Here is an 18,154-nt window from a genome sequence, read left to right as displayed (position 1 = left end):
CTTTTTCAATATTTTCAAGCTGTTTTAGTAGATTTTTAAAGTAAGTTAACTATATAAATCATAAAAGAGACTCGAATAGAGCCTCTTCGTTTCATTCATTAGTTTGGATAGATATATGTTACAAAACCTTCTGAAGTTGTAGTAGGATTGAACCATCCACGTTTATTTCCGATTGTACGATTTCCACCATAGTTTGATTCAGATACTTGGATACTTGTTGATGATGAAACAGCTGTAACTACTGCTACGTGTCCATATCCACCGTCATTCCAACATGCAATCGCGCCAACTTGAGGTGTAGATCCTGTACGGAATCCTGCTGCAGCTGCACTTGTAGCCCACTGTGCTCCATTACCCCAGTAGTCTCCAGCCCAAGGGGCCAAGGTTTTAGCTCCCCATGTACACTCACCAGTTGGATAACTTGAAGCATTTGTACTGTATGTTGGACGATGTTTTACTGATGCAGGTGCGTAACTTGAAGATGATTCAGATGAGCTAGATACTGCTTGAACTTCTGCTGTAAAAGTTGTATTTCCAGAAGCAACGACTGTTTGTTGTTGACTTGCTTGTTTAGCTTTATAAGCAGCTTCTGCTTCTGCAGCTGCTTTAGCTTCCGCTTCCGCTGCAGCTTTTTTCTCAAGTAAACTTGCTTTTTCATCCTCTGCAGTAGCCTTCTCAGCAGCAAGATTCAATTCTGCAGCTTTCAACTCAGCTTGTTTAGTTGTCAATGTTTGAGCATCATCAGCTAGTTTTTGCTGATTTGCAATAACTGTATTGATAGCATCATTATTTGCTACTTGTTTTTCAGAAATAGCTTTTTTATCTGCTTTTTGTTGTTCCAACATCTTGTTGTTTGCAGATACAATCTCACTCATTGCAGCAACACGTGAGATAGCTTCTGTAATTGATTTTGAATTTACAATTGTATTGATGTAGTTTGTTGCAGCTCCATTTGTTTGAGCACTACGAGCTTGTTTTTGCAATGAATCATTACGAGATACAATATTCTTAGAAAGTTCTGTAATTTCACCCTCAAGCTTTTTAGATTCTGCTTGTAGTCTATCATTTTCAGATTGCAAGTTTGATTGCTCTGTTTGAATAGCAGATACTTGCTCCTGAATTTGATCAACTTGTTTTTGGGCTTCTTGTTGTTGTGCTGTTAAGTTACTAATTTTATTATCTTGAGCAGCAATTTTGTCATCAGTAGTTTCTGCATGCGCAGTTGTTAAAACAGCTACTTGAGAAACCATTACTGTACTTAGTAAAAGTGACGCTAAGATTTTTTTCTTCATATTGCGTAGATACTCCTTCTTTTAAAGACATTACTAGTATACCAAAAAAAGGCCTAATGAATATTACGCCTTTGTTACATTTTTATTTCTTTCTTATAGGTAAAATTTTTCAAAAATAAACTGAAAAATAATCATCCATATAAGGTTCAAAATCATTGATGGAACTAAACTATAGACTATGAATAAAGACATACTATCCACAGTTAAACCTACCGCTATTGCAAGTATGTAAGCTCCCATTTCAAATAGAAAAGTCATGACAATAATTGCTAACATTCTCGTCCAACGATTCAATAAAATAACACTATTAAATTTATGGAGAAATACCCCCAACAAGACGAACAACAGAGTCGCAATTCCAATCAAGTGGAAAAAGTAAATGTCATAAACCAAACCAACTACAAAACAATAAGCTAAATAGAAATACTCTGATACTTCAATCGTCTCGAATAAAAGAAACAAAAACAGAAAATGACTAGCCAAATATACATGGGGGAAAAATGAGCCCAGAAGCTGGCTAATATGGGCATCAATTAGAACAAAGAAAGGAAGCAATAAAAACACTCCAACCCGTTTCAACTGTCTCATTATGAATTCCCCACTAATTCTATCACATCTACATTATGAGTATCTGCACTCAATTTAACAGTTACTTCTCGTGTCAAATAGTCTGTACTATGCGTTGTGGCAACCACTTCACCAACAGGAATATCAGCAACGTTAAAGTTTCCTAATCCCCCCGTTGTCACCTTATCGCCTGTACTAATATCGCTATTGCTATTTAATTGGCTAATTTTAAGAACTTCATTTTCCTTGTCGTAGCCAACAATAATTCCATAAATTGTGGTAGTGCCGTGTTGAATTTTAACAGAAATCTTATCAGCATTTTCCGTATTTGTCAGAAGGTTGACCATGGTAGAGTTCTCCTCTACTTTCGAAACGCTCCCAATCAAACCACCATTTGCAATAGCTAACATGTTCTCAGAAGCCCCTTTTGATTTGCCTGCATCTAGAGTCAATTCCTGCTTCCAAGATACCGGAGAACGCGTAATAACATCTGCTGCCAAAGTCTTTGTGGCTTGCAATTTAGACTTCATATCAAGCAATTGGCGCAGTTGTTCATTTTCTGTCTTTAAACTTTCCGCCTCATTCGATTTAACTTCTAATTGGTAAATCTGTTTCTTCAAACTTTCATTTTCATTATATGTTCGTGTCAAATGAGCCAAATCTGATTTGACAGAATCAAACAACTGAAAAGGTTTTTGCACAACCCTATCAACCAATGAGATTCCATCTCCTAATTTTGTCACAATTGTACTTGAATAAGTCGTCGCTAAGAGAGCTGAGACAAGCAGAACAGTGACAAAAACAATAATGACATATTTTGATTTTTTAAAACGGTTCATATTCCTACCTTTATATCAAAAACTGTTACAGTAACTTTTTTATTAATTCCTGAAAGCTACTAAGATTTTAAGAAAAATAAGCAACAACCAAGTACGAGAATAACAATAATGGTCAGCGTATCCTTTCGAGTCCATTTCAGTTGTCGGTATTGACTTCTGCCTTTTCCCCCCTGATAACCACGCGCTTCCATAGCAATAGCCAAGGAATCCGCACGTTTTAAACTTGTCGCAAAAAGAGGAATCAAAATGGGAATCATAGCCTTCACCTTTTGAACAATACTTCCTTCTCCAAAATCCACTCCACGCGCTTTCTGTGCATTCATAATCCGCGTCGTATCATCCATCAAGGTTGGGACAAAACGCAAACTCATAGACAGCATCAAACCGATTTCATGAACTGGAACTTTCACACGCTTTAAAGGCGCTAACAAAGCTTCGACAGCTGATGCCAAACTTAAGGGCATGGTCGTTAAGGTTAACAAAGTTGAAAAGAAAATAATCAATACAAAGCGACAAAAAATAATTCCAGCTTGTTGCAAAGCATAATCCGTGATTCTCACAAACGAAAACTCAAATAAAACATTCCCATTAGAAATGAAAAATAGTTGAAAAATAGTTGTGAAGGCAATCAAGAAAAACATAGATTTCAAGCCCTGAATAAAGAATGAAAGAGATACTCCTGACAAGGCAATAAATATCCCTGTCGCTATAAAAAGAATTAGATTCGTCAAAGGATTATTAGCCCAAAAAACGATCAAAATCAGTAGCATCATAGCCAGTAATTTACTACGTGGGTCCAACCGGTGAACAATCGAATCCCCTGGGATATAACGCCCCAAAATCATACTATCCATTTAGCGACTCCTTGAACTCCTCTATCTTAATCGGTAATCGTTTAAATGCCACGCCTCTATCAACCAATCGTTTACAAAAAGCTGTAATCTTAGGTACTCCCAACTGAACTTCTTCCATAAAAACAACATCTTGAAAGACATCACTTGGTTTGCCACCCTTCACTAAACGTCCCTTTTCCATCACATAGACTTGATTCGCATATTCAGCAACATCATCCATCAAATGCGTGACTAAGACAATGGTCATCCCTGACCGGTGGAGTTTTTTGAACAAATTCATCAACTCTTTTCTACCTAGAGGATCTAGGCCAGCTGTTGGCTCATCTAAGACTAATATAGCTGGCTCCATGGCAAGTATGCCTGCAATTGCGACACGTCTCATTTGTCCACCTGACAACTCAAACGGACTACGATCAAAAAGTGATTCATCAATTCCAACCAAAGCCAGTTTCTCACGCGCAATCTGCTCCGCATCTTCTTCAGAAACTCCAAAATTTTGTGGTCCAAAAGCAACGTCCTTCAAAACTGTTTCTTCAAAGATCTGATTTTCAGCAAACTGAAATACCAAGCCAACCTGTTTTCTAATTTGACGAATATCTTTGTTTTTAGAAGTCGAAGTGATTAAGGTATCAAAAACTCGCACACTCCCTTGACTTGGCACCAATAAACCATTTAAGAGTTGTAAAATAGTTGATTTACCGCTACCTGTATGCCCAATTAAAGCCGTATAAGAACCATCTTCAATCGTCAAAGAAACATCCAACAAAGCTGCTGAAGCTAAGGGAGTCCCTTCTTGATATGTAAAACTCACATTTTCTAGAGCAATTCCCATAGTTTATCCTCTAGCTCACTTTCTGTCAAATAATTTCCAGGCAAATCATAGCCATTCTGGCTCAAAGAATGTTTTAATTGATTGGCAAAAGGATCGTCTAATCCAATTTGATCTAAATCATTTCGAGAGAAAAGCTCTCTTGGACTACTAGTTGATTCAATTGATCCTTTTTTCATGACCAATACGCGATCACTCATGGCAACTTCTTCCAAATCATGTGTAATGGAAATGACCGTCATATCATAATCTTTTCGAATTCCTTTTACTGTCTCAATCAGTTCTCTACGCCCCTCAGGATCCAACATACTCGTTGCTTCATCTAGGATTAAAATAGCTGGTCTTAGAGCTACAACACCTGCAATAGCCACACGTTGCTTTTGGCCACCTGATAGACGTGCTGGCTCTCTCTTTTTAAAGTCCAACATGCCAACTAAAGCCAGAGCTTCCTCCACTCTCTTTTTCATTTCTTGACGAGAAAGGCCCTGATTTTCCAAACCAAAGGCAACGTCATCTTCAACAGTCGCTCCAACAAATTGATTGTCTGGATTTTGAAAAACCATACCTATTTGACGACGTATATCCCAAACATTTTCCTCAGTCAACTGTTGACCATCAATTACAATCTCTCCAGATTCTGCTTCCAGTAAGCCATCAATTAACCGAACAGTCGTTGATTTACCACTACCATTATGCCCTACAATCGAAAGCCATTCTCCACGTTTCACGTGAAACGTAATATCCTTCACATCATAGTATTCCTGACTTTCCTTATAGCGAAAGGAAAGATTTTTTACATCAATTATTGATTTCATTTCGAACCAAATGTCCCTTTAAATACATAGGCACTACCCTTGAAATAATCATAGCCAGAGTAGATAGTGAAAAACAAGGCTACATAAAGTAGAACTTGACCAATCAAAGTCCAATGTAATAGCAAGAAAATAATCGCAAACATCTGACTGAAAGTTTTAATTTTTCCAGGCATGGCTGCTGCTAAAACCGTTCCACCAGTTTCAACCAGTAAAAGCCTCAAACCTGTCACAGCCAACTCACGACAGATAATCACTGCAACAATCCAAGCCGGAGCCATTCCTAACTCAATCAGCATAATAAAAGCCGACATAACTAGTAGCTTATCCGCCATAGGATCTGCAAATTTACCAAAATTACTAACCACATTCCATTTACGAGCTAAATATCCATCTAAATAGTCTGTAATACTAGCAACAGCAAAGATAATAGCTGCTACCATATGACTCTCTATCGAATTTCCTACTGTTAAAATAAAGATAAAAATAGGTATAAAGAGAATTCGACCTATTGTTAAGAGATTTGGAATTTGTTCTTTTTTCATTCGTTTTTCCTTAATTTTTAGTAAAGGTTACAGTGATTTGTCCAGTTTGAGCTGTTAATTTCGATAAATCAACAGTCTGATTATCTACTGTTAAAGCGACACCTTTGACAACACCTAACGTAATGGTCACAGGATTTTTAGTTGAAACGGTTGTTTCCGCACTTTTATTATCCGGTGATAAAGTCACACCACCCTCAAGATCACTTTCTGAAACACTAACCCAACTTCTAGCATCTGACACTGATAATTGCAATTTTGCAGTGTCTTTACTCGTTTTATAAGCAACTTCTACTCGATTTCCTTCACCCGATACCGTTATAGCTGGTTCAGTATTCGAAGAATTACTTGATGAACTACTACTAGTTGAAGATGGAGTTACAGAACTAGTCGAGCTTGTTGCTTGGACTACACTATAACTAGATGAAGATGAACGCTCCGGTTGAGTCTGGATATAGCTCCAAACATAATAAGTCACAAAAATTACAATCGATAGTGCAAAAAGTATAAAATAAAATAAAGGTAAAAATGATGTCTTATTTTTCTTACTGGAACGTCTCCTGCCTGTCAACTCGTCTTCATCAACATCAACTTCCTCATAAGTAATCATGCTCCCAGAATCATAAGCATCTAAGACAATTCGCTCATCTAGCTCAACTGCCCACGCATACTTTCGCAAAAAAGAACGAGTATAAAATGGACTAGGAAGTTGATCAAAATCATCAGCTTCCATTGCCTCCAACATCTCCAACTGAATTTCTGTCTTTTTCTGCAATTCATCTAAACTCAATCCCTGATTGATTCTAGCTAATCGTAAAACCTCACCAATTGTTTTTTTCCTCATACTTGTCATCCCTTCTTTCTAGTGTCTATTTATGATAGGTTACTACGATGGGAATATTGTAAAATCAACTATATCCCCTTCATCTATTAAGTGATGCCCCGCATCAAGGACATCCTCTAAAGTAATCTCCTGTAAAATCTTTGGTAAATCAAAAATTGTCTCACCATGTTCAAAAGCATCATATTGCGTTGCAATAAATTCAAGAGAGTTCATGCCACTGAAAAATTCTCCAAACATCTCTCTTTTGATAATATCTAAATGATCTTCTGTAATATCTAAATCCTTTGTAAAATTACGAATAGCCTTCCTGAATTGATGAGATAAAGCAACTGGCTCTTTCGTATCCATTGTCAACATAACAAAATGAAAACGACTTGTTACTTCAATTTCAAGAGATAAGGAAGCATCTATTTTACCTGATTCATATAATTTTTGAAAACGATCCGAAGTCCAACCAAACATCATTGCAAACAATAATTTTAATAAAATATGATATCGATAGCAATCCGCTTCAGCAACTTCTCGCTTACCTCTAACTCCAATCGCTAGTTTGGGAGAAGATACTTCCATCCTCATACTGTCTGTTTGCTTCACATCTTGCAAAAGCAACTTTTCTCTTGCCACTTCATGAACATTTGAATCTTTCAGTTCTTTTCTTTCAAGATAGTCCTGTACTCGCTCCACATCAAAATTACCAACTAAAAACAGAGACATATTTACAGGTTTGTAAAACCTTGTAAAGTTTTCTTGCAAATTAGTTAGATTGATTTGGGAAATGGATTCCTCACTTCCAACTATATCAGTAGCTAAAGGTGTACCAGGATACAAATTCGCTAAAGTCGAAAAGAATAAACACGAATCTGGATCATCTTGATACATTTCTCGTTCTTGCTGGATAATATCCTGCTCTCTTAAAATGGAATCTTCAGTAAAATGTGCCGATGTTACCAATTCATCAAGTAAGTCTAAATTTTCTAAAAAATGGGCCGTTGCTGAAAAAAGATAACTTGTTTTTGTAAAGCTTGTAAAGGCATTACTATCTGCACCTAGACTCGTAAAAGCCGACATCAAGTCGCTAGAATCTTCTCTCTCAAATAATTTATGTTCAAGAAAATGAGCAATTCCTGCAGGATATTCTTTTACATCTCCGTCAACTTCTGTGACAAGCATATCTACCGAACCAAACTGTACAGTTACACTCCCGTAAACCTCTTTAAATTCCTTTTTAGGCAAAAGAGCAACTGTCAATCCATTTGACAAACGAGTTCGATAAACCATTTCTTTTACAGCTGGATAGTATTTTTCTTCAAAAACAACCTTTGTCATTCTATTCCTTCCATAAAGTAAATCGCCTGTAATTTTATATTATTAGCTGCTCTACAAATAGCTTCTTTGTCAATTTGTTCGAGTTTTTCAATCCAACTTTTAAAGTCTGTTGAAGATTTTCCAAGTAGGGCATTTTGGTAAGCACGTTCAATCAATGAAGATTGATTATCTTGAGAAAGCAACAAAGACCGACGAATCATTTCCTTGGTCTGCTCTAACTCAAGGTCTGTAAAATAACCTTTTTTTAAATCAAGCAGTTGATTATTCATCATTTTTCGAGCCTGATTCCGATTTTCTCGATCAATGCCAGCATACATCCTTAAAAATCCACTAAATAAATCAAGCTGACTTGAAATGGTATAAGCTAAGCCAGCATTTTCACGGACATTTGTAAAGAGCTTAGAATGAGCAAATCCACCCAGTAAACCATTCATTACAATCATGGGTAAATGTTGCTCATCACCATATTCAGCAGAGCAATAATAACCCAACTCTAAAATGGATTGTCCCACATTTTTCCGAACCATACCTTCCTGAAGGATATTGGAATAAGGTTGACAATACTGAACCTTCACATCACCTTCTCGACCTTTAAAACCAAATGGTTCTAATACATTTAGAATTTCAACCTCATTAAAATCACCTAGGAAAAAGAAATCTATTCGATCATTAGACAAAAATTCTTGGAAACAAGAATAAGAACTTTGTGGAGTTTCAGCTAAAATACGATTTCGTAAATCACTGTATTCCAATTGGAGACATTCATCACGAAAAAATAATTTATCTAATTCTTTATGTGAAAAATAAAAAGAATCATCCATATCAGCTGCTAAACTTGCTAGCAATTGCTTTTTCTCAATTTCAAATAAGTCTGGATCAAATCCATTATCAATTACTACGGGTGAAAAAAGAGTTTCTTTTACTAGTTCCAAAACCTGAGCAGTTAGCACATTTTTCCTACTTAAAAACTCATCACGAACATAAGTAAATGTCAATTCTACAATGTGGCTTTGCCCTCTTCTAAAACAATTGGTTGACATATCTGTACCATATAGACTGGCCAAGTGTCTTCTCAAAGCTTGAGAAGTGGGGTACATCTGGTTGGCCGTTTCTAGCATACTCGCACTCAACATGCGACCTGCAATCGTATCAAGAGATAATGGAGCGGTAAAACGCACGGTGATTTTGTTCGTTTTAAACTTCTTTGATTGGATAAAATGTGTTGAAATTCCATGCACTAACTCCATGATTTACCTCCTTATATACAGACTTCTATTATATCACGAAAACCTGAAATTTTCTTGTTCCCTGTAACACTTTTGAAATAAAAATCGCTTACATTTTTCCCTGTTTCTCTCACTATTTTTAGGAAAATATGGTATAATACCAAAGATTGAGGTGAATTATGGAATACAAATTATTTGAAGAATTTATTACCCTCCAAGCACTACTCAAAGAACTTGGAATTACACATAGCGGAGGAGCTATCAAATCCTTTCTCTCTGAACATTCTGTTTACTTTAATGGGGAGTTAGAAAGTCGTCGCGGTAAAAAACTTCGTATTGGCGATGAAATTGACATCCCTGACATGGACATTGACATCTTATTGACACAACCTACTTCTGAGGAGCAAGAGGAATATCAAGCTGATAAAGTTGAAAAAGAACGAATCGCTAAACTTGTCAAGGAGATGAATAAGGGAGTTAAAAAAGACAAATCCAAACCTACTTCATTACCCAAAAGTAAACAAGCTCCGCGATTCCCTGGTAGATAATCATGTGGCTACAAAACCTATCTCTCAAGACTTTTCGTAATTACAAAGAGACGAAAATAGACTTTAATCCTAAATTGAATATCTTTTTGGGACGTAATGCACAAGGAAAAACAAACATGTTAGAGGCTATCTATTTTTTAGCCTTAACGCGTAGTCATCGAACTCGAACAGATAAAAATCTCATTCATTTTGATGAGGAACAACTTCATCTTTCAGGTCTCGTTCAGAAAAAAACTGGATCCATTCCCCTAGAAATCGAACTAACTCAAAAAGGCCGTGTGACAAAAGTTAATCATTTAAAACAGGCACGCCTTTCAGATTATGTAGGACACATGAATGTTGTCTTATTTGCTCCTGAAGATCTACAACTAATTAAAGGATCACCTTCGGTTCGACGAAAATTCATTGATATGGAACTTGGACAAATCAAGCCAATCTATTTATCTGACTTAACCAATTATAACCACATCCTAAAGCAAAGAAACGCTTACCTAAAATCAGCTCAAAAAATAGATGAAACCTTCCTTTCAGTGTTGGATAATCAGCTAGTTGATTATGGATGTCGTGTAATGAATCACCGCTTAGATTTCATAAAAAAACTAGAATCATTTGGGCGTAAGAAACATTTTGAACTCTCTAATCAGATTGAAGAGTTGTCAATATCCTATCAATCTTCTGTCAAGCCAACTGATCAAGAAGATTTATCTGAATCTTTCAAAATTGCTTTAGAAAAAAGTAGATCCAGAGATTTATTTAAAAAGAATACTGGTGTTGGTCCTCACCGAGATGATATTTCTTTTTATATAAATGGGATGGACGCTAGTTTTGGGAGTCAAGGCCAACATCGTAGTCTCGTCCTTTCTATAAAATTAGCAGAAATCGAGTTAATGGAAAGTATTACTACAGAATCTCCAATATTACTACTTGACGATGTTATGAGCGAACTTGACAATACCAGACAACTAAAATTATTAGAAACGATTTCTCAGTCAATCCAAACCTTTATTACAACAACAAGCTTAGATCATCTTCAAAATCTACCAGAAAATCTAAGTGTTTTCGCTATTCAAAATGGTCAAGTTTCTGTAAATAAAAATTGACAACATTGTAAAAGAACTCCTGTTTTCGCAGGAGTTCTTTTTATTTCTTTTACATAGAATAATTTGGTGCCTCATTAGTAATTTGTACATCATGAGGGTGGCTTTCTTTCAAACCCGCACCAGACATTTCAATAAATTGAGCATTGTCATGTAACTCTTTAAGGTTAGCTGCACCACAGTAACCCATACCAGAGCGAATACCACCAATCATTTGGAAGACGATATCAGCTGCTGCTCCTTTATAAGCAACACGACCTTCAATTCCTTCTGGAACAAGTTTATTTGCTTCATTGACAGAACCTTGGAAGTAACGATCGCTTGAACCTTTCTTCATTGCTGCGATTGATCCCATACCACGGTAAGTCTTGAACTTACGTCCTTGGAAGATTTCAGTTTCACCTGGTGCTTCGTCTGTTCCAGCAAACATTGATCCAAGCATAACTGCATTTCCACCAGCAGCAAGAGCTTTTACAATATCTCCAGAATACTTGATTCCACCGTCAGCAATGATCGTTTTCCCATATTCACGCGCAACAGCTGCAGCATCATAGATAGCTGTTACTTGTGGAACACCAACACCAGCAATCACACGAGTAGTACAGATAGAACCTGGTCCAATACCAACCTTGACAACGTCTACACCTGCTTCGTAAAGTGCGCGCGCTCCCTCAGCAGTAGCAATATTTCCAGCAATCAAAGTACGATCTGGGAAGTGAGCACGAATCTCAGCAATTTTACGCAAGACACCTGCAGAATGACCATGTGCAGTATCAATAACAATCGCATCCGCTCCTGCCTCAAAAAGAGCCTCTGCACGTTCAAATGTATCTGAAGTAACACCTACTGCACCTGCAACTAGAAGACGACCAAACTCATCTTTAGCAGCATTTGGAAACTCAATAACTTTTTCAATATCTTTGATAGTAATCAAACCAGAAAGGCGACCTTCTTCATCTACCAAAGGAAGCTTTTCAATACGGTGTTCTTGAAGAATACTCTCAGCTGTTGTAAGATCTGTACCCACAGGAGCAGTCACAAGATTTTCACTGGTCATATGATTGGAGATTGGTTGGTTATAGTCTGAAATAAAACGAAGATCTCGGTTTGTCAAAATACCAACCAATTTACGATTTTCAAGTGTTTCAACAACTGGAACACCACTGATGCGGTAACGACCCATAAGCTCATCTGCTTCAGCAATTGTATGTTCAGGCGTCAAGAAGAACGGATCAATAATAACTCCATTTTCAGAACGTTTTACCTTACGAACCTCGTCTGCTTGTTGAGCAATTGACATGTTTTTATGGATAACTCCGAGACCGCCTGCACGAGCAATAGCAATGGCCATTTGACTCTCTGTAACTGTGTCCATGGCAGCGGTAATAATTGGGATATTTAAAGTCAGATTATCTGCCAATTTAGTTGTTAAATCTGCATCGTTAGGCAACACATGACTTTCAGCTGGAATAAGCAATACATCATCAAAGGTAAAACCTTTTTTCAAAAATTTAGTGTCCCAATTAGACATTCGAAGTTTCCTCTTTTCTTTCTTTTTGAGCTTGACTCTTTTTATATTGTATCTATCATACCATTCTATAAAAATTTGTCAAATGTTACAGGGGTAAATAAAAAACTATCTTTTCTTTGAGATAGAAATGATAGTTTCTTGTAAAATAAACTTAGTTAAAGTAATGGAGTCCCATTGCTCCTTTAACCTCAGATAGGGTTTGACCTGCAACTTCACGCGCTCTTTCACTACCTTTTTGAAGCATATTATAAACTTCTCCCATATCCTTAGCAAATTCAATACGGCGCTCACGAATAGGACCCAGTTCACGTTCTAATATTTCAAGTAGATAACGCTTGGTCTTCACATCACCAAGACCACCTCGTTGATAATGTTCTTTCATGTCAGCAATTTCTTGAGCATCTTCTGGACGACCAAAAACATCTAGATAATGGAAAACCATATTTCCCTCAATCTTACCTGGATCTTCCACCCGAATATGATCTGGATCTGTATACATACTCATCACTTTTTTACGCAAAGTATCCGCATCATCAGCTAAATAAATACCATTATTGAGTGATTTAGACATTTTAGCATTTCCATCTAAACCAGGCAAACGCCCTGCTCTCTCATTTTCTGGATAAATACCTTCCGGCTCTACCAAGACATCACAGTTATATGCGTTGTTAAAAGAGCGAACAATTTCACGAGTTTGCTCAATCATTGGTTTCTGATCTGTCCCAACAGGAACATAATTAGCCTTGAAAGCTGTGATGTCAGCTGCTTGAGCAATTGGATAGACTAAGAATCCTGTCGGAATACTCTCTCCAAAGCCTTTCTGAGCAATTTCTGTCTTGACTGTTGGATTGCGCTCCAAACGTGCTAATGAAACTAGATTCATATAGTACATAGATAGTTCAGCCAATTCTGGAATTTGGCTTTGAATAAAAATAGTTGATTTACTCGGATCCAATCCAACTGCAAGATAATCCAAAGCAACATTTCCGATAGACTCTACAATTGTTTGAGGGTCTTTAGCATGATCTGTCAAAGCTTGTTGGTCAGCCAAGAACACAAACATATCATACTTATCCTCTTCCTGTAATAAAACTCTATTTTTGAGACTTCCAACATAATGTCCAATATGCAATTTTCCTGTTGGACGGTCTCCTGTTAAAATAATGGGTTTAATCATTTTATTCTCCTTCGATATAGTCCCTTCAATTATAGCATTTTTTTAATGAAATAACCGTAATTTATCAAAATAAATCAGTTTTGCTATTTACGGATTCGTGTAAAGTATACTGTAAATCTAATTTACACAAAATTGACAGATAAAAATTTGAATATTTCCATATTTTCTAGTAGAATAAATATATTACACATATAGGAGAAAAACATTGCTTACAGTATCTGATGTTTCACTACGTTTTAGTGATCGCAAACTTTTTGATGATGTCAATATCAAATTTACAGAAGGAAATACTTACGGATTAATCGGTGCTAATGGTGCCGGAAAATCAACCTTTTTAAAAATTTTAGCTGGAGATATTGAACCTACTACTGGTCACATCTCTCTTGGTCCAGATGAACGTCTCTCTGTTCTTCGTCAAAATCACTTTGACTATGAAGATGAACGTGCCATTGATGTTGTTATCATGGGAAATGAAAAACTTTATAGCATCATGAAAGAGAAAGATGCCATCTACATGAAGGAAGATTTCTCAGACGAAGATGGAGTGCGTGCTGCCGAACTCGAGGGAGAGTTTGCCGAGCTTGGAGGCTGGGAAGCAGAAAGTGAAGCCTCTCAACTACTTCAAAACCTAAATATTCCAGAAGAATTGCACTATCAAAACATGAGCGAATTGGCCAACGGTGAGAAAGTAAAAGTTCTCCTCGCCAAAGCACTTTTTGGTAAACCTGATGTTCTTCTCTTGGACGAGCCTACCAACGGTTTGGACATCCAATCTATTACTTGGTTAGAAGACTTCTTGATTGACTTTGATAACACCATTATCGTAGTATCCCACGACCGTCACTTCTTAAACAAAGTATGTACTCACATGGCCGACCTTGACTTTGGAAAAATCAAACTCTATGTCGGAAACTACGACTTCTGGAAGGAATCTTCTGAACTCGCTGCTAAATTGCTAGCAGACCGTAATGCTAAAGCAGAAGAAAAAATTAAACAATTGCAAGAATTCGTTGCTCGTTTCTCTGCTAATGCTTCTAAATCAAGACAAGCAACATCACGTAAGAAAATGCTTGATAAGATTGAGCTAGAAGAGATTGTACCATCTAGTCGTAAATATCCATTTATTAACTTTAAAGCGGAACGTGAAATCGGTAATGATCTCTTGACAGTAGAAAATCTAACTGTAAAGATTGATGGTGAGACTATTTTAGATAATATCAGCTTTATCTTGCGTCCAGGTGATAAGACAGCGCTTATTGGACAAAATGACATCCAAACGACTGCATTAATTCGTGCAATCATGGGGGACATTGACTACGAAGGAACTGTCAAGTGGGGAGTAACTACTAGCCGTTCTTACTTGCCAAAAGATAACTCGGCAGATTTTGCAGGAGGAGAGTCAATCCTTGACTGGTTGCGTCAATTCGCAAGTAAAGAAGAAGATGACAATACTTTCCTACGTGGCTTCCTCGGCCGTATGCTCTTCTCTGGAGATGAGGTTAACAAACCTGTAAATGTCTTGTCAGGGGGAGAAAAAGTTCGTGTCATGCTTTCAAAACTTATGCTCTTAAAATCAAATGTCCTTGTACTTGATGATCCAACGAATCACTTGGACTTGGAATCTATCTCAAGCTTGAATGATGGATTGAAAAACTTTAAAGAATCAATCATCTTTGCCAGCCATGACCACGAGTTTATTCAAACTCTAGCTAACCATATCATTGTCTTGTCTAAAAATGGCGTCATTGACCGTATCGATGAAACCTATGATGAATTCCTAGAAAATGCAGAAGTACAAGCAAAAGTTAAAGAACTTTGGAAAGACTAAATAAAACTTCAAAACTCAGTTGGGTTAACCAGCTGAGTTTTCTAACATTTTATGAGGTAACATGAAATTATTTTTTAAAACATATTGGATCTATTTTGTTTCTTTCATCATTCCCATAATCATTATGATAGGAGTATATCTATCTCAAGGTATCTACTGGAATAGCGACAACTCTCCTCTATTAGGAGATGGCTTTCATCAATACGTTATTTTTGATATAGCTCTAAGAAATATCCTACATGGAAATGGTAGTCTATTTTACACCTTTACAAGTGGCCTCGGATTAAATTTCTATGCCCTATCTAGTTATTACTTGGGAAGTTTCCTTTCACCTCTAGTTTACTTTTTTGATCTAACGAATATGCCAGATTATGTCTATCTGACAACTCTCTTAAAATTTGGATTGATTGGACTGTCAACTTACTTTAGTTTAAATAAATTATTTCAATCGATTCCTAAGCCTTTAAAACTAGCTTTATCTACTTCCTATGCTCTGATGAGTTTCACTGTCAGTCAATTAGAGATAAAAACCTGGCTAGATGTTTTTATCTTGATTCCTTTAATTATAACTGGTTTACATCTACTTATCACTGAAAAGAAATTCCTATTGTACTTTACAAGTCTGTCAATTTTATTTATTCAAAATTATTATTTTGGCTATATGACAGCATTGTTTCTTATTTTCTGGTATCTCTGCCAAATTTCTTGGGACTTTAAAACTCGAAAATCATCTTTTCTTGATTTCATAATCACCTCCGTTTTAGCTGGTATGGCTAGTTTGATTCTGACTCTTCCTACTCTATTTGATTTACAGACACATGGGGAAAAATTAACTGAAATTACAAAGTTTCAAACTGAAAGTAGCTGGTATCTTGATCTTTTTGCTAAGCAATTCATTGGTTCATTTGATACAACAAAGTATGGGGCCATCCCAATGATTTTTGTTGGACTACTTCCCTTTATTTTGACCATTTTATTTTTTACGCTGAAATCTATTAAGTTTCACGTGAAACTTATCTATGCAATCTTCTTTGCATTTCTAATTGCAAGCTTTTATATTGAAGCTCTTGATTTATTTTGGCAAGGCATGCATACTCCAAACATGTTTTTACATCGCTATGCTTGGATTTTCTCTACCTTGTTAATTTACACAGCAGCGGAAGTCTTAAATCGTCTGAAAGAAATTAAAATCTGGAATTTTTTAGTTTCGCTTTTTCTTATAGTAACAGGATTTTTAGCTACCATCTATCTAAAATCACATTATTCTTTTTTAACAGATTTGAATATTCTGCTTACTCTTGAATTTTTGGTTGTCTATTCGCTTTTACTCCTTGCAGTTCTCAAAAAGTTTATCTCTATAAATCTATTGGCCATTCTAATCTCTTTATTTATAATGGTTGAAATGAGTTTAAATGCTTCATCTCAAATGGATGGAATTGCTAAGGAATGGGGATTTGCTTCTCGAAGTGCATATAATCGAGATATCCCAGCTATGGAATCTTTCTCAACATATATTGGAAATAAATTTACTCGTACTGAAAAACTACAAACTCAGACAGGAAATGACAGTATGAAATTCAACTACAATGGAATATCTCAATTTTCATCTGTTCGAAATCGTTCAGCAAGCTCTACTTTGGATAAACTTGGGTTTAAATCCTCTGGGACTAATCTCAATCTCCGCTATGCCAATAATAGTATTTTGGCTGATAGTTTATTTGGCATCCAGTACAATATCTCAGAAAACCCTATTGATAAGTATGGTTTCCAAGTTGTATATCAAAAAGATAATCTTACCCTATATGAAAATCAATTCTCTCTTCCGATTGCATTTGCTAGTCAATCTGTTTACAATGATGTCAAGTTCAATGAACACACTTTGGATAATCAGGCCTCGTTTTTAAATCAACTTGCTAACGTCGATTTTGATTATTTTTCTCCAATTCCTTATGACAAAACAGAAAATACTAATGATTTGATTAGTGTTACAAGTTCTTCAAATGAGGATGCAGCAATCCAGTATCAAATTGAGGTTCCCGAAAACAGTCAAGTTTATCTTTCTTTCACAAACCTTCACTTTTCTAATGACAAACAAAAAAAGGTTGACATCCTTGTCAATGGGAAAAAGAAAACTTTTACAACTGATAATGCATTCTCCTTCTTTAATCTAGACTATACAAAAGAGAAAAAGACTTTCAATATCAATGTTAGTTTCCCTGGAAATTCACAAGTATCATTTGAATCTCCTACCTTCTATCGTTTAGATACCAAAACTTTCACCGAGGCAATTCAAAAAATTAAAGAACAACCTGTCACAGTATCAACTTCTAAAAACAAGGTCTTTGCTACATATGATGTCAAACAAGATACGTCCATTTTCTTCACCATTCCTTATGACAAAGGCTGGTCTGCCTACCAAGATGGTAAGAAAATAGAAATTAAACAAGCTCAAACTGGTTTTATGAAAGTTGATATTCCTAAAGGGAAAGGAACTATTACACTTTCCTTTATTCCCAATGGTTTTATTACTGGAGCAATATGTTCCTTTACTTCTCTCTTACTATTTGGAATCTATAATCACAGACGAAAGTCATCTAATCATGACCACCCGTCAAACGGGTGGTTTGTCCCAGGGCTATAAGCCCAAATTACCAGCCAGCGCCTAAAGACGCTGGCTTTCACTTTGTTCAAGCCTTATTGCTCTTGACTCGTCACTTGCCTCTCAAAGAGGCTTTAGTATTACTTACCACTATCCCTAAAGGGATCCTCATATTCTTTTACACTTAATTTATCTAGTGCTATATCATGCTTTTCCTGTTCTTGAATATATTTCTTAATTGTG

Annotated in this window: 16 protein-coding genes and 1 pseudogene; 4 read left to right on the top strand and 13 right to left on the bottom strand. The window is 36.3% G+C overall.

Annotation, left to right across the window (positions count from 1 at the left end):
* Positions 1-98 precede the first annotated feature (98 nt).
* The 10 genes from pcsB to yfmF all read right to left on the bottom strand — a co-directional run bounded on the left by pcsB (position 99) and on the right by yfmF (position 9,152).
* A complete protein-coding gene (gene pcsB, locus D8836_RS00085; protein WP_084930567.1) occupies positions 99-1,292 on the bottom strand; it encodes a peptidoglycan hydrolase PcsB in 1,194 nt (397 codons plus the stop codon).
* A 93-nt stretch (positions 1,293-1,385) separates the two neighbouring features.
* Complete coding sequence (mreD, locus tag D8836_RS00080) at positions 1,386-1,880, bottom strand: rod shape-determining protein MreD (protein ID WP_125392810.1); 495 nt, start codon at positions 1,878-1,880, stop codon at positions 1,386-1,388.
* Positions 1,880-2,698 (bottom strand): rod shape-determining protein MreC, encoded by an 819-nt coding sequence (gene mreC / locus D8836_RS00075; RefSeq protein WP_125392809.1) that lies wholly within the window; start codon positions 2,696-2,698, stop codon positions 1,880-1,882. Before mreC ends, mreD begins: the two co-directional genes overlap by 1 nt.
* Positions 2,699-2,757: 59 nt before the next feature.
* The gene (locus tag D8836_RS00070) at positions 2,758-3,552 is read right to left on the bottom strand and encodes an energy-coupling factor transporter transmembrane component T family protein (protein WP_125392808.1); all 795 of its coding nucleotides are present in this window, start codon (positions 3,550-3,552) and stop codon (positions 2,758-2,760) included.
* The gene (locus tag D8836_RS00065; RefSeq protein WP_125392807.1) at positions 3,545-4,384 is read right to left on the bottom strand and encodes an energy-coupling factor transporter ATPase; all 840 of its coding nucleotides are present in this window, start codon (positions 4,382-4,384) and stop codon (positions 3,545-3,547) included. Before D8836_RS00065 ends, D8836_RS00070 begins: the two co-directional genes overlap by 8 nt.
* Positions 4,369-5,196 (bottom strand): energy-coupling factor ABC transporter ATP-binding protein, encoded by an 828-nt coding sequence (locus D8836_RS00060; RefSeq protein ID WP_125392806.1) that lies wholly within the window; start codon positions 5,194-5,196, stop codon positions 4,369-4,371. Before D8836_RS00060 ends, D8836_RS00065 begins: the two co-directional genes overlap by 16 nt.
* Positions 5,193-5,738 (bottom strand): CDP-diacylglycerol--glycerol-3-phosphate 3-phosphatidyltransferase, encoded by a 546-nt coding sequence (gene pgsA, locus D8836_RS00055; RefSeq protein ID WP_125392805.1) that lies wholly within the window; start codon positions 5,736-5,738, stop codon positions 5,193-5,195. Before pgsA ends, D8836_RS00060 begins: the two co-directional genes overlap by 4 nt.
* Positions 5,739-5,748: 10 nt before the next feature.
* Entirely contained in the window at positions 5,749-6,579 is an 831-nt protein-coding gene (gene rodZ / locus D8836_RS00050) for a cytoskeleton protein RodZ (RefSeq protein WP_125392804.1), read from the bottom strand.
* A 42-nt stretch (positions 6,580-6,621) separates the two neighbouring features.
* Entirely contained in the window at positions 6,622-7,905 is a 1,284-nt protein-coding gene (gene yfmH, locus D8836_RS00045) for an EF-P 5-aminopentanol modification-associated protein YfmH (protein ID WP_125392803.1), read from the bottom strand.
* Entirely contained in the window at positions 7,902-9,152 is a 1,251-nt protein-coding gene (yfmF, locus tag D8836_RS00040) for an EF-P 5-aminopentanol modification-associated protein YfmF (protein ID WP_125392802.1), read from the bottom strand. The genes yfmH and yfmF overlap by 4 nt, the downstream gene beginning before the upstream one ends.
* A 158-nt stretch (positions 9,153-9,310) precedes the next feature.
* Between yfmF and yaaA the strand changes: the two genes are divergently transcribed.
* Both yaaA and recF read left to right on the top strand, forming a co-directional pair.
* A complete protein-coding gene (gene yaaA / locus D8836_RS00035; protein ID WP_125392801.1) occupies positions 9,311-9,679 on the top strand; it encodes a S4 domain-containing protein YaaA in 369 nt (122 codons plus the stop codon).
* A 2-nt stretch (positions 9,680-9,681) separates the two neighbouring features.
* Positions 9,682-10,779, top strand: coding sequence for a DNA replication/repair protein RecF (gene recF, locus D8836_RS00030; RefSeq protein ID WP_125392800.1), 1,098 nt, complete (start codon positions 9,682-9,684; stop codon positions 10,777-10,779).
* A gap of 49 nt (positions 10,780-10,828) precedes the next feature.
* On the opposite strand, the gene guaB is transcribed toward recF, so the two are convergent.
* The gene (gene guaB / locus D8836_RS00025) at positions 10,829-12,307 is read right to left on the bottom strand and encodes an IMP dehydrogenase (protein WP_000073431.1); all 1,479 of its coding nucleotides are present in this window, start codon (positions 12,305-12,307) and stop codon (positions 10,829-10,831) included.
* A gap of 151 nt (positions 12,308-12,458) precedes the next feature.
* Positions 12,459-13,484 (bottom strand): tryptophan--tRNA ligase, encoded by a 1,026-nt coding sequence (gene trpS, locus D8836_RS00020; protein ID WP_060627327.1) that lies wholly within the window; start codon positions 13,482-13,484, stop codon positions 12,459-12,461.
* A 205-nt stretch (positions 13,485-13,689) separates the two neighbouring features.
* Here trpS and D8836_RS00015 point away from each other — a divergent pair, with 205 nt between their 5' ends.
* Positions 13,690-15,312 (top strand): ATP-binding cassette domain-containing protein, encoded by a 1,623-nt coding sequence (locus D8836_RS00015; protein ID WP_125392799.1) that lies wholly within the window; start codon positions 13,690-13,692, stop codon positions 15,310-15,312.
* 61 nt (positions 15,313-15,373) lie between these two features.
* Positions 15,374-17,953: a YfhO family protein gene (locus D8836_RS00010; RefSeq protein ID WP_125392798.1), complete on the top strand. Its 2,580-nt coding sequence runs from the start codon at positions 15,374-15,376 to the stop codon at positions 17,951-17,953.
* A gap of 98 nt (positions 17,954-18,051) precedes the next feature.
* Here the strand turns inward: D8836_RS00010 and D8836_RS00005 are convergent.
* Positions 18,052-18,154 (bottom strand): annotated as a pseudogene (locus D8836_RS00005) (IS200/IS605 family transposase); the annotation flags it as partial.

The organism is Streptococcus mitis, assembly GCF_003942995.1.
Classification (GTDB): domain Bacteria; phylum Bacillota; class Bacilli; order Lactobacillales; family Streptococcaceae; genus Streptococcus; species Streptococcus mitis_CV.
This window is presented reverse-complemented; position numbering and strand designations above follow the sequence as displayed.

Coding starts and splice junctions, on each gene's coding strand:
- pcsB (WP_084930567.1), bottom strand. CDS start 1,292: ATGAAGAAAAAAATCTTAGCGTCACTTTTACTAAGTACAGTAATGGTT.
- mreD (WP_125392810.1), bottom strand. CDS start 1,880: ATGAGACAGTTGAAACGGGTTGGAGTGTTTTTATTGCTTCCTTTCTTT.
- mreC (WP_125392809.1), bottom strand. CDS start 2,698: ATGAACCGTTTTAAAAAATCAAAATATGTCATTATTGTTTTTGTCACT.
- D8836_RS00070 (WP_125392808.1), bottom strand. CDS start 3,552: ATGGATAGTATGATTTTGGGGCGTTATATCCCAGGGGATTCGATTGTT.
- D8836_RS00065 (WP_125392807.1), bottom strand. CDS start 4,384: ATGGGAATTGCTCTAGAAAATGTGAGTTTTACATATCAAGAAGGGACT.
- D8836_RS00060 (WP_125392806.1), bottom strand. CDS start 5,196: ATGAAATCAATAATTGATGTAAAAAATCTTTCCTTTCGCTATAAGGAA.
- pgsA (WP_125392805.1), bottom strand. CDS start 5,738: ATGAAAAAAGAACAAATTCCAAATCTCTTAACAATAGGTCGAATTCTC.
- rodZ (WP_125392804.1), bottom strand. CDS start 6,579: ATGAGGAAAAAAACAATTGGTGAGGTTTTACGATTAGCTAGAATCAAT.
- yfmH (WP_125392803.1), bottom strand. CDS start 7,905: ATGACAAAGGTTGTTTTTGAAGAAAAATACTATCCAGCTGTAAAAGAA.
- yfmF (WP_125392802.1), bottom strand. CDS start 9,152: ATGGAGTTAGTGCATGGAATTTCAACACATTTTATCCAATCAAAGAAG.
- yaaA (WP_125392801.1), top strand. CDS start 9,311: ATGGAATACAAATTATTTGAAGAATTTATTACCCTCCAAGCACTACTC.
- recF (WP_125392800.1), top strand. CDS start 9,682: ATGTGGCTACAAAACCTATCTCTCAAGACTTTTCGTAATTACAAAGAG.
- guaB (WP_000073431.1), bottom strand. CDS start 12,307: ATGTCTAATTGGGACACTAAATTTTTGAAAAAAGGTTTTACCTTTGAT.
- trpS (WP_060627327.1), bottom strand. CDS start 13,484: ATGATTAAACCCATTATTTTAACAGGAGACCGTCCAACAGGAAAATTG.
- D8836_RS00010 (WP_125392798.1), top strand. CDS start 15,374: ATGAAATTATTTTTTAAAACATATTGGATCTATTTTGTTTCTTTCATC.